Source organism: Wolbachia endosymbiont of Onchocerca volvulus str. Cameroon, from assembly GCF_000530755.1.
GTDB lineage: Bacteria > Pseudomonadota > Alphaproteobacteria > Rickettsiales > Anaplasmataceae > Wolbachia.
Genome location: NZ_HG810405.1, coordinates 312665 through 324535, shown reverse-complemented (window position 1 = coordinate 324535; position 11871 = coordinate 312665). Strand labels below are relative to the sequence as shown.

Below are 11871 nucleotides of genomic sequence, written 5' to 3'. Positions count from 1 at the left end.
CGGCAAGATTTTAAAAAATGGCGTAAATATTTTTTAAAATTATTTAACTGAAGTGGAATTAAGTTAAACTATATTATTTAGATATATCTAAACTGTGCTAAACTATAAACAAAAAGACAAGCGTTAAAAAAATATGAATGTAAAACCTGGTTGTCAAGTTGAACGCATTTTTACTATTTAATGATTAAAAATTACTCAAAGAGCCAGAAGAATCAATGTTAAAGTCACTAAAATTCTAGCTAAAAAGAAATCTACAAGATACCGGATCATTCAAAGATCAGCTGATAAATCCGACTTTAGAAACTAATTAAAAGCAAACAAAGACAAAACTGACAACAAAAAGAAATGGCCATGTTGAAGTCGTGGCAGATTAGCTTTTGAAGCGAAAGGCAAACTTTCTCTCTACTTTTTCTGGGTAAGATCAAGTATAGGTACACCAGCGTTTCAGTTATCTGAGTACTAAAACACCAACGTCAAGTTAGTGAATTTGAAGTTATTTATTTCTTAAGAAATAGAAAAACCTTATATTACAGCTACTAAAACTAGAAAAGTCAAACATTGCCTCTGGGAGATCTAAAATAACGGCTCTACAACATTTTATTTTTCTCTGACCTAAATGTTCTTTCTATATTTTTTTTGAGAGCCTTTGTAAGTCCTTTTCACTAACATTTTTTAGAGACTTAACCTTATACCTTTTTGAGTTCTATCTGATATCTTTTAATCTCATTTAGTATCTATTAAAACAACTGTTTTTTGCACCTGAAATATGAAGTTTAGCAGTGCGCTCAATTAATATTCTATCTTTCACATTTTTTAATTTCTCCTAATATCAATTTTTCTGTTAGCTCTTTAATAGATTCTTTTTTATTTCAACTAGTCCATTTAAAACATTCTAATACTTCCTTGTTAAAGGTTATTTTGCTTTTAAAGCTTACGTAAGTTTTACTAAAGTCTCTATTAAAAAGGTTATACAACATTTTTCTGAGTTTTTTAACAAAGGAAGTCGCTAATATATAAGATCACTATTTAGTGCTACACATCAACTCAGTATATAAATCTTTAACTAGGGCTTCAGCACATTCTCTCTGAATGATTATACTGATCTTGATTTCAGATGCTGTGATAGCAAGTACTTCTATGTTTTTTTTGCTCAAGACCTCGAGTATACGATGCATTACTTCAGCATTAGACATAACACCAATACCAATTATTGAAATTCTAGCTATATTACTGTTTATAACATGATTCTCATTTTTGCTCAGTAATTTTTTCATTAAATCGATATCAAACTCAGGAATCACAAAACCTGACCCGTGTATCATATTAATTTTCATGTTTGTCCTTACCATATCCTTTAAAATATGTAAGGTACTTGCAAGATTAGCAAAAGTCACAAGGACTTCATTAGTACTACAAGTTATTCCAGTAATTGTATACCTCTCCAGCACATCTTTTTCATGCAGTACCACAGTCCCTTCTACCTTTTTAAAAGTAGATAGCACTTGTATTTTAATATTATGTTTCATTGCAAGCTGTACTGAACGATTATGCAGTATTTTAGCACCAGATAACGACATCTCCAACATTTCATCGTAAGAAACAAACTTAAGCTTATGTGCCTTTGGAACAATTTTTGGATTAGCTGTATATATTCCATCGATATCAGTAAAAATCTCACAAACCTTAACATTAAAAGCTACTGCGAGGGCAACTGCTGATATATCAGAGCCTCCTCTGCCAAAAGTAGTGATTCTATTACCATGTATGCCCTGAAAACCAGCAATAATTGCAACAGTGTAACCTTCAGCAAAAGATCTTTTCAAAAGATCGATCTTTATTGTTTTTATTTTAGACTCAGAATGAAAATCATCAGTCATGATTGGTAACTGCCAAGCAAGCCAAGATTTAGCGTTCACTCCAATAGATTGAAGAGTGATTGCTAATAGACCACAAGAAATCTGCTCTCCTGCCGAAAGTAGAACATCATATTCTGATAGTTCTCCTCTGCAGCTTAAATTTGAGATTTGTCTAGCCTGAAAGACCATTTGGTCAGTCAATCCTGCAACAGCAGAAACAACAACGACTACATTGCAACCTTTCTCAACATCTTTTTTTATTAAGTTTGCAACTCGATTTAAGTCAGTTAATGAAGTCCCACCAAATTTTTTTATGATTATATTGTCCATGGCTACAATATAACTTTCCTCTAGAGAAAAATATAGTTCTTATAGGAAAAATTTATGATAAGAACAATTCTTAAAGACCACTTAGAAAAAAAAGAGATCAATAAAATAGTTGACTAATCTAGAAATATGAATTTATAACTAGTAAACTTGGGGTGTAGTGTATTATAGTATAGACTATCTTATATAAAAAGAGTTTAAGTAAGAATAAATATCGCACTTTAAAGTAATTATTTTTGATGTTTGATATTCAGAAGGAGAATATAGCAAACTCTAATATTGTTTAGTATTGAAGTACTGAGGAAAAGTTCAATACACAATACCATAAATTATCGTTGGAATATCATTCAGGTAAAAATCAAAACAATAAAGAAGTAGAGCAGAAATTTAAGATTACTTTATCAAATAATCTTATTCTTAAAGAATTCATAATAAAACCGTTGGAAAACGATCCTGATAAAAAATACTTTAGTAAAAGAGTTATGTGGTAAATTATTCAATCATGATTACAAGGAATTACAAAACATCTAGACAACAAAAGAGCAAAAGTAAATGCCTTTAATAAGCAGCAGTCAATTAATAGTTATATACTTGCTCCAAGTATTCTGCTTACTTCCTTTTAGGAAGGATTCTGTTATTCTCCTTATCTACTAAATTTTTTATAAGCAATGGTGTTAATTATAATCTACCCATAGCAGTATAGTTTTCTGCTTTCTCATCAGCAAGTTTCGTTTTGAATTCAATTATTAAGAGCATTTATGTTTAAAACAGAAAAATTTTAACCAGGCTAATTGGCTTTTATTATTAGTTAACTTTGATCAAGAATGCAAAAATTTTTTGAAAAGTGATAAAACTAGTGGCTAAAAAATTCAATTACCTTAGGCAAAGTAATTTTACATCTTTAATGTTTTATGATGTGAGATTAAATTTAGCTATTAATGGTTTTTATTTCACCAGCTCCACTTTAGGTATCTAAGTTGCTACTTTTTATTGTCATTCACACTTTTAGTTGTTGTTTTACCTTGTTTTAAGGAGATGCAGTTAATTACATTCTCAAAAAGACAGCTGTAAATTTAATTGAGAAACAGTTTCAAGGTAGTAATTTACTTGTAAAAGCTGATAAAAATTTATCAAATAGTATCTACTATAAGAAATAGAGCTTATTTTCTAAGCTGTAAATTATCGCTTACATAAAATTATAGAAGTTCTCCATAGCAAAATCTCTGGCCAAAAATAATGAACCACAAATTAATATGGTTTTAATATTTTGAACAGAAGCTTTTAGTATGTGATTTAATATAGCATCACTAATTGACTCACATTCGATAGCATTTATTCCTATATTATTGGCTTTTCCTCTAATTAAACCCGTACTTACTGCTTTAGGTTCAGATTTTACACAAACCACACATAATAGTTTAATATATGGTTTTAAATATTCTAAAAACTCTTCCACACTTCTATTACGCGTAATACCGAAAATTACATAGATACCTTCAGCAAAATTATCTTTTATCCACTCAGCTAATACTCTTGCACCATCGTTATTGTGTGCACCATCTAAAAATAATTGCCAATCTCTCGGTAATAAAGAAACTAAATTGCCTTCTCTTATAAGCTCTAGTCGTCCAGGCCAATAGGTGTGTTGCAGCCCTAAAGTAATATCCTCCTTCCCAATATTAAGCCCGTACTTTCCACTCAAAATGCTACATGCTGCAATAGCATTTCCTGCATTAATTATTTGATGGTTACCATTTAAAGATGGCAAAGGAAATTTTACTGATTGAATAGTTGATTGAAAAATCATTTTGCTATTCTGTTTTTTACAACTCCACTCAAGGCCACCTCTAAACAAAGGTGATCTACTGTTTATTGCACAACGTTCTAGCGTATTCATTATCGATTTCTCCTGTGGGGCTATTACACAAGGAACATCACGTTTCATTATTCCAGCTTTTTCACCTGCTATGATCTCTAAAGTAGGACCAAGGTATTCTGTATGATCAAGTGCAATGGAAGTAATGATCGTTAAAATTGGATTATTTATAACATTTGTTGCATCTAGTCTTCCACCCATGCCTACCTCAATTAAAGTAATATCGGCTTCATGGCGAGAAAAGACTAAAAAAGCTGCAATAGTTATAGCTTCAAACAAAGTGATAGATTGATCTGCAATTACACTGCGACACTCTTCTAATAAATCATGTAATTCATTGTCGTCAATATAACTACCTGCAACAACTATCCTTTCATTAAAATTTACTAAATGCGGAGAAGTGTATGCATGTACCTTATACCTTGCTGCTTGCAGCATGTACCTTATAAAGGATAATGTTGAACCTTTCCCATTAGTTCCAGCTATATGAATTACTGGAGGCATTTTTTTCTCAGGGTTTCCTAACTTATTTAGGAAACTTTTTATGTGCTCAAGAGTAAAATCTCTTGTTCTGCTACCAAGCGGCTTGGGCCAATGAGGCATGTATATCATATAGATTGTTATTGCATTTTAATTCACTTGTAACACTTATTATAACATGTGTATCAATTTTCTCACTGAATTAGCGTTGATTAATAGAAATACTTATACCATTTATTACACATCAATTATTAATAAGGAATTGTCATCCTTAGTAACTTTAAAATCAGTATTCACAAATTCTTTGTTGCTGTAAGAAAACCTTCTACTAATCAAACAAATTTTATCATCAACTACTCAGCTAATCAGAGTCATCTCGCTATTACTCATGTACTTATACAAGATTTTAATGCACAAACTCGTAAGATACATTTCATATTCTATAAAAAAACTTTCTCTTTTTTTAAGTAATCAAAGTCGAATGTTTCCCCATAACAAATTGGGATATTTTTTTGGGTTAACATTATTTCGAATGATCTCCTGAAGTTTTTTATATACTTATTCTCGATTTTTTTATTTCTCTCCATAAATATGCTACCACTGTTGCTTTATAAAATACACAAAAATTTTATGATCTACATAGTTAATGTAGCTCTTAAAGAAATGATAGTGGAAATAATAATGATTAAAATTTTAGTAAAATCTACAAAATATATTTATTGATTATGACACTTAGGACATAAAATTTAACAAAGGTTAGATATAGTTAATTTTATTAGTAATTATAAATATATCTATAGACACGACTTATAAAAACTAGTTATACTTCATGAGAATCTGTTCTATATGTTATTAGTTGAGTTAAGTTTCCCGAGCGATAATTTTTAGTCAAGGGAATTACCTCTATTGATTTTATTAGAGTTAATATGTGATGCCCACCTTAACTTCAGGTCTCAGGAATCTACTAAGACTGACAATAGATACGGATTCTACTCAGTCAGTTAGATTTATGCTCTACCAACACAAAGAACAAGATATTTTTCTCTGTTCACCTAGTAATATATTTCAGGTTGTAATCAATGTTGAGAAGTATCCTGATTTTATTCCCTGGTGCAAAGCTGTTTACATAAAAAAAAAATCATAACCAGATGGTTGTAGATTTATTAGCAGCTTTTCATCATATCAAAGGCAGTTATACATCAGAAGTAACTTTTCTTTCTCCAAGCAAAACAAATGAAGGTTGGGTAAAAGCTGTATCATCAAATGGAATATTTAAATGTTTATACAACGAGTGGAAATTTATTTTTATAGATGAAAATAAAACCGTGGTGAAATTTTATATAGAATTTGAGTTCAATTCTAGCTTACTTTCAACTTTGTTAAACTCAGTATATAAATATACACAAAGCAAAATAATTGCTGCATTCAAAGATAGAGTTAAAAGCCTTGCTAACTAAAAGTTAGCTTGACATTATTTATGTAAACGTATAGTTTTTTAGTTAGTTAATATTTATACTACAATGATCTTTAGGCTGATGTTTTTTGCATTAATTTTCATAAGTATTAATTCTTATACGGTTGTTAAGGAAGGCTTATCCGATAATCAGTATACTCAAAAAACTAGTGAGATAACACCAAAGGAGCTGCTATCACCTTTAGCTGACGATAAATTATTAGGAGATCCAAAGGCACCAATTCTAATGATTGAATATGCTTCACTTACTTGCTATCACTGTTATCTTTTCCATAAAGAAGTTTTCCCCAAAATTAAAAAGAAATACATAGATACAGGAAAAATGTTATATATATTTCGTCATTTCCCTATGGATTATAGGGGATTAAAAGCTGCAATGCTAAGCCATTGTTACGAAAGAACAGAAGACTATTTTAACTTTAATAAAGCTGTTTTTAATTTAATAGATTCATGGAACTACTCTAATTTAAGTGACTTAACTGTATTACAAAAAGTTGCTGCACTAAGTAATTTAAAGCAAAGCACATTCAATCAATGCATCAATGATAGGAAAATAATGGATAAAGTCATCAACGATAAGTCACTAGCAATTAATAAACTCGGCGTCACAGGTACTCCAATATTTTTTATCAAGCTTAACAATGATAAATCATATGTAGAACATAACAAAATTAAACATGAAGGATATAAAACACTAGAGTACTTAGCTAACATAATAGATGACTATGTGAAAAAGCCATAGTGAAACAATACCACTGTAGCTTATCACATAAAAGATTACTATGCTGTATTGTCGCTTTTCATCACTGCTTGCTGTTTTTTGCGCTCAAACTCTCTTTTTTTACTGTGCCAGGCATAGTAATACATAGCAATTTTATTTTCTATTAACATTATAGTTCCATCATAAAATTGAACCATATCCATAACTTTCTTCTGAGCTTCATCAAAACGTTCCCTATATTTCTCACGATAAGCTGGGTTATGCAGTAATGCAACCCCTTCGTCTTTATTGGATTTTTTATTTAACGATTCAACTTCACCAGCAATATTATAAGACATATACCCCTCTAATTGATATAAAAATTATCTTTTAATAAAAGAGAAATGCGTGTAAGCAGCCCCTTCAATTCTAGTGTACAACAATTGACCAACTGTTATACTAGTTAATTATAATATTATATATAATAATTTTTGTCACTTAAAATTTTACGCTGTAAAATAGTAACTTAAGGTAAATGTTTTACTATCTCAAGTTGTATATGTATTTTACGTAAGTCAAATTTTTAGTACGAAATATGACACGTAATAACTCCAGCACTAAATCATCATACATAAGAGACTTATTTGTAAAGGAATGCAAAAAAATAGAGGAGCATTGTATACTTAAAAATAAGAAACATATTCAAATTAGCGCTGAAGAAGGAAAGTTACTTAGTTTATTTATAAAAATTCACAAAGTAAGAAGTATCGTTGAAATCGGCACGTTATACGGTTACTCATCGATTTGTATGGCAAAAGCTATGCCTGAGCACGGCCATGTATACACGGTAGAGAATAACCACAAACACTCAAGTATAGCAAGAAAAAATTTTAGTGCTTTTAATCTGAATAATAAAATTACTTTAATAGAAGGCAGCGCATCGGAAAAATTGAACGAGTTATCAACACAAGCACCATTTGATATGATATTTATCGATGCTAACAAGAGTGATTATCCTAAATACTTAGATTGGGCAGAGCTACATATTAAACAAGATGGACTAATCGTTGCTGATAATACTCTATTGTTTAACACGGTATTTTTGAAATTACCTCCAAAAAAAGTATCAGAAAAATCATGGTATGCTATGAGAGAATTTAATTATCGTCTGTCAGACGAAAAAAAGTATTACTCTGTGTTAATTCCAACTGATGAAGGAATGACTGTAGCTTTAAAGCTGACGTAAGTTAGAAATCAAGATCTGCATAATGTTTAGGAGGAGTTAATCCAAGAACTCTCTCTAATAACATGCCACGAAAACAAGGTCTCGATTTAACAATAGAGTACCATTCTTTTAAAATTTTACTTTTTTCCCATGGAAAACTATTTACATAATCCATCACAGAAATATGTGACGCTAAAGTAATATCGGCTAAAGTGAACTTATTAGTTGCAAGCCAAACATTTTTGCTAATTAAGTGTTCAATATATTCTATATGACAAGATAGGTTGTGCTTAGCTGCATGAAGAAACCTAGAGTCAGGACTACGGTTAGTTATCACTTTCTCATTTATGATGTACTTAGTAACCTCATTATAAAATTTATTGTCAAACCAGCTAATTAAAGCTCGTATTTTAGACTTAATAGCAGCAGAAAAATCCAACAGTTTAATACTGCTGTTATAAGTTTCTTCTAGGTATTCACAAATGGCATTGCTGTCTGCTATGGTAAAATTATTGTCTATAAGGACTGGTACTTGTCCAGTTGGGTTAATCTTCATAAATTCATTACGTTTTTCCCATGGATTTTCATATATTAAATCACAACTTAACTTTTTTTCTTTGAGTAGTGCTCTAACTTTTCGTGAAAATGGGCAAAGAGGAAAATAATATAAAATCATAAACTCCCCATTTTGCTGCCTCTCTTCTCTTCACTATTCCAGTGCAGTTCCGCTATCACATACTTAGATGATATAAATAAGCACTGAAATGACATAGATAGATATTGGATTAATAATCCTATGGTGACCTGCATAACAAACTAACCTTTTATTTACCTTAAAGTAGAACTGTAAAAAATTTAACACATTAAACTATAGGGCTAATATAGAATATAGCTTGCCAAATAAAAAAAAAAAGTATAATATTTTACAAGGTATGCAGGCAAAAACTCTGTAACTTGGTCAGATCAGGAATGAAGCAGCCATATCAGGATCTTTTTTGGGTTGCATACCTATTTCATTGTTTTTGGTTTAGTTAAAGGCTATGAATATAGCATTAAAATATCGTCCTGACAGCTTCAAAGACTTGATAGGTCAAGACGTATTAGTACGTATATTAAAAAACGCCTTTACTCTTAACAAAATCCCACAATCTATACTACTCTCTGGCAGTAGTGGAGTTGGTAAAACTACAACAGCAAGAATCATAGCCTTATGTTTAAATTGTTCTTTAGGACCAACTTTTGAACCTTGTGGATTATGTGAAAATTGTTTAGCAATAAAAAACTCAAATCATTCAGACGTGATTGAAATTGATGCAGCAAGTCATACTAGCATTGAAGATATTAAAGTGATATTAGAAAATATTTGTTACTTACCCATAAGTTCCAAATTCAAAATATATATTATAGATGAAGTACACATGTTATCGGGCAGTGCATTTAATGCATTACTTAAAACCTTAGAAGAGCCACCATCTAGTGTAAAATTTATTTTAGCAACTACAGAAATAAAAAAGATGCCAATAACTATTATTGCACGTTGTCAAAGGTTTGATTTGTATAAAATACCTGCTACTAAAATAGTAGGACGCTTGAATGACATTGCACAAAAAGAGAATTATTTAATTGAAAATAGAGCATTAGAGTTAATTGCACACCATTGTAGCAATTCAATGCGTAACGCCTTATTTCTGATGAATCAAGCGATGTTATATAGCAAAAATGGTCCAATATCTACTGAGGATGTAACAGAAATACTTGGTTTAGTAGATGAAGGCATTGTATTTGATTTAATGGAAGCAGTATTAGATAGCGATTTACGGAAGGCTTTATTGGTGTTTGACAAGGCAGCAAAGACAGCAAATCCACTTAGTATCTTCGAAAATCTGTTGCAAACAATCCAATTAATATGCCGTTTTTTGATTACAAAAGAGGTCGACAGTTCATTGCTAGAACATGGAAAAGATAGGATAAAAGACTTAAGTGCAAGAAAATCTCTAATATTTTTCTCGAGATTATGGAAGGTGTTGCTCAAGGGAATTCAAGCTATAAAAGTTTCGTCATGTAATGATATTGCCGCTGAAATGATGCTAATCAGCCTTTGTTATCTCTCTGATTTGCCTTCTCCTGAACAAGTGATCAAAAAAATTCTTGCGCAGAATACACGACAAAGAGATATCTATAATATAGGAAATACACAACAAGAAAATTATGATTTTGATAAAATTCTGCAACTATTACGACAAGATAACCAAGTTTATCTTTACAAACAACTATGTAACAATTTACAATTAGTAGATTGCAAGCCTGGATATTTAAGATTAAAGGCTGTATCTCAATTAGATAGTAACTTTTGTAATGATTTAAAAAATTACTTAGATCAGGTAACTCAACAACAATGGTTAGTTACAGTTGATGTAGGTTATATAAATAGAGAGATAAGTAACTTAAATCATGTACCTACAGTCAAAGGTATACTTGATACGTTTAAGGGTGCAAAGATAGTTAATATAGAGAGTAAGGAGTAAATTGTGGATTTCAGTCAAATAATGAAGCAAGCACAAGAAATGCAAAAGAAACTTATAGAAGCTCAAGAAAAATACGTTGGGAAAGAATTTCAAGGTATTTCTGGTGGTGGCAAAGTTTCTGTGTTAGTAGAAGTTGTAAAAATAGGTAGCTATAAAGCTAAGAAAATAAATATAGACTTAGAATTTATAAGAAATGAGGAGAAAGACATAGTAGAAGACTTAGTAGTAGCAGCGTTCAACGATGCCATTAAAAAAGCAGAAGCAGAGATGACGAATGCAACCTCTGATCTTGCAAGTATGATTGGTCTACCCTCTGGATTTAAGCTTCCTTTTTAAAGTTTTTTCGTATTACTGATTAAGTCTCTGATATTTCTAGTGTTACCATCGTTTTTATATAATGCACCTATCACATTATCATACAAAAGTAAGTGGTGCTACAGCAGTAAAAAATAATGCAAAGAGTCAAAAGAGAATACTTAGGATAAAAAGTTACATAATTTCATTTTCATTAACTAAATCTTTACTTTCCTCCAAAAATTAGTTTAAATGGCAAGCATTTTGTGTTATTAAGTTAGTACTTGACTTAACTTTAGCTTTTATTAAAATTGCTAAAGTGAAATTTTAATTTTTTTTTGACGAGGGTAACTATGCATTATAAAAAGTTTTTTTCAGCAACCGCTTTAGTAACGTTGCTAAGTTTATCAAACGCTGCTTTTTCAAATCCTGTTGGTCCAATAGCTGATGAAGAAACTAGTTGCTATATTCGCTTGCAGTACAACAGTGAGTTTTTACCTTTTAAAACAGAGATTGATGGCGTTACAGGTGCTAAAAAGAAGAATGCAGATACTAATGTCACTACTGACCTTTATAAAGCTTCTTTTATGGCTGGTGGTAGTGCTTTCGGTTATAAAATGGACGATATCAGGGTTGATATTGAAGGTCTTTACTCACAGCTAAGCAGGGATACATTTGAAACAGCTCCTGCTCCAGCAATTGCAGATAATCTCAATGCACTTTCAGGATTAGTTAACGTATATTATGATGTAGTAATTGAAGATATGCCTGTTATTCCATATGTTGGCATTGGTGTTGGTGCAGCATATCTCAGCAATCCTCTAGCAATAAAAGTTACAGGTGATAAGGAATATGGATTTGGTTTTGCTTACCAAGCAAAAGCTGGTGTCAGTTATGATGTAACTCCAGAAGTCAAACTTTTTGCTGGAGCTCGCTACTTTGGTTCTTATGGTGCTAAGTTTGATAAACCAGTTGTCGAAAGTGGTCAGCAACCTACCAAAGATGGAATCAAAGTTCTTTACAGCACTGTTGGCGCAGAAGCTGGATTGATGTTTAACTTCTAGCCTATTTTGTAACTCTTCTTTTTGTCCCGGTTTTGTTGTTCAAGTAGCTA

The 11871-nt window shown here is 31.1% G+C and carries 8 protein-coding genes, 2 other RNA genes and 2 pseudogenes; 8 read left to right on the top strand and 4 right to left on the bottom strand.

From position 1 onward, the window contains the following. Nucleotides 1–1022: 1022 nt before the first annotated feature. Entirely contained in the window at nt 1023–2186 is a 1164-nt protein-coding gene (locus tag WOVOC_RS01290; protein ID WP_025264076.1) for an aspartate kinase, read from the bottom strand. A 1183-nt stretch (nt 2187–3369) separates the two neighbouring features. Beyond that, nucleotides 3370–4671 (bottom strand): bifunctional folylpolyglutamate synthase/dihydrofolate synthase, encoded by a 1302-nt coding sequence (locus WOVOC_RS01280; RefSeq protein ID WP_025264075.1) that lies wholly within the window; start codon nt 4669–4671, stop codon nt 3370–3372. A 699-nt stretch (nt 4672–5370) separates the two neighbouring features. Here WOVOC_RS01280 and ssrS point away from each other — a divergent pair. The 3 genes and pseudogenes from ssrS to WOVOC_RS01270 form a co-directional block, all read left to right on the top strand. Beyond that, nucleotides 5371–5532, top strand: a non-coding RNA gene (gene ssrS / locus WOVOC_RS04430) — 6S RNA. A 16-nt stretch (nt 5533–5548) separates the two neighbouring features. Beyond that, nucleotides 5549–5996 (top strand): annotated as a pseudogene (locus WOVOC_RS04145) (type II toxin-antitoxin system RatA family toxin). A gap of 63 nt (nt 5997–6059) precedes the next feature. After that, a pseudogene (locus WOVOC_RS01270) lies at nt 6060–6760 on the top strand (thioredoxin domain-containing protein); the annotation flags it as partial. A 33-nt stretch (nt 6761–6793) separates the two neighbouring features. On the opposite strand, the gene WOVOC_RS01265 reads toward WOVOC_RS01270, so the two are convergent. Continuing rightward, complete coding sequence (locus WOVOC_RS01265) at nt 6794–7072, bottom strand: DUF2671 domain-containing protein (RefSeq protein WP_014869110.1); 279 nt, start codon at nt 7070–7072, stop codon at nt 6794–6796. Between the two features lie 236 nt (nt 7073–7308). Between WOVOC_RS01265 and WOVOC_RS01260 the strand changes: the two genes are divergently transcribed. After that, on the top strand, nt 7309–7959 hold the full coding sequence (locus WOVOC_RS01260) for an O-methyltransferase (RefSeq protein ID WP_025264073.1): 651 nt from the start codon (nt 7309–7311) through the stop codon (nt 7957–7959). Between the two features lies 1 nt (nt 7960). On the opposite strand, the gene WOVOC_RS01255 is transcribed toward WOVOC_RS01260, so the two are convergent. Next, nucleotides 7961–8614, bottom strand: a complete 654-nt coding sequence (locus WOVOC_RS01255; protein ID WP_014869108.1) for a glutathione S-transferase family protein — start codon at nt 8612–8614, stop codon at nt 7961–7963. A gap of 248 nt (nt 8615–8862) precedes the next feature. Here WOVOC_RS01255 and ffs point away from each other — a divergent pair. From ffs to WOVOC_RS01240, 4 genes are all read left to right on the top strand, one after another. Further along, nucleotides 8863–8955: signal recognition particle sRNA small type (ffs, locus tag WOVOC_RS04425), an RNA gene on the top strand. Between the two features lie 23 nt (nt 8956–8978). Then, nucleotides 8979–10463, top strand: a complete 1485-nt coding sequence (dnaX, locus tag WOVOC_RS01250) for a DNA polymerase III subunit gamma/tau (protein ID WP_025264072.1) — start codon at nt 8979–8981, stop codon at nt 10461–10463. Nucleotides 10464–10466: 3 nt separating this feature from the next. Then, nucleotides 10467–10799, top strand: coding sequence for a YbaB/EbfC family nucleoid-associated protein (locus WOVOC_RS01245; RefSeq protein ID WP_014869106.1), 333 nt, complete (start codon nt 10467–10469; stop codon nt 10797–10799). Nucleotides 10800–11110: 311 nt separating this feature from the next. Continuing rightward, nucleotides 11111–11821: a P44/Msp2 family outer membrane protein gene (locus WOVOC_RS01240; protein ID WP_014869105.1), complete on the top strand. Its 711-nt coding sequence runs from the start codon at nt 11111–11113 to the stop codon at nt 11819–11821. Nucleotides 11822–11871: the final 50 nt, after the last annotated feature.

Bases quoted from the DNA above. Each gene is read 5' to 3' on its own strand.
- WOVOC_RS01265 (WP_014869110.1), bottom strand. From the start codon at position 7,072: ATGTCTTATAATATTGCTGGTGAAGTTGAATCGTTAAATAAAAAATCC.
- dnaX (WP_025264072.1), top strand. From the start codon at position 8,979: ATGAATATAGCATTAAAATATCGTCCTGACAGCTTCAAAGACTTGATA.
- WOVOC_RS01260 (WP_025264073.1), top strand. From the start codon at position 7,309: ATGACACGTAATAACTCCAGCACTAAATCATCATACATAAGAGACTTA.
- WOVOC_RS01280 (WP_025264075.1), bottom strand. From the start codon at position 4,671: ATGATATACATGCCTCATTGGCCCAAGCCGCTTGGTAGCAGAACAAGA.
- WOVOC_RS01290 (WP_025264076.1), bottom strand. From the start codon at position 2,186: ATGGACAATATAATCATAAAAAAATTTGGTGGGACTTCATTAACTGAC.
- WOVOC_RS01255 (WP_014869108.1), bottom strand. From the start codon at position 8,614: ATGATTTTATATTATTTTCCTCTTTGCCCATTTTCACGAAAAGTTAGA.
- WOVOC_RS01240 (WP_014869105.1), top strand. From the start codon at position 11,111: ATGCATTATAAAAAGTTTTTTTCAGCAACCGCTTTAGTAACGTTGCTA.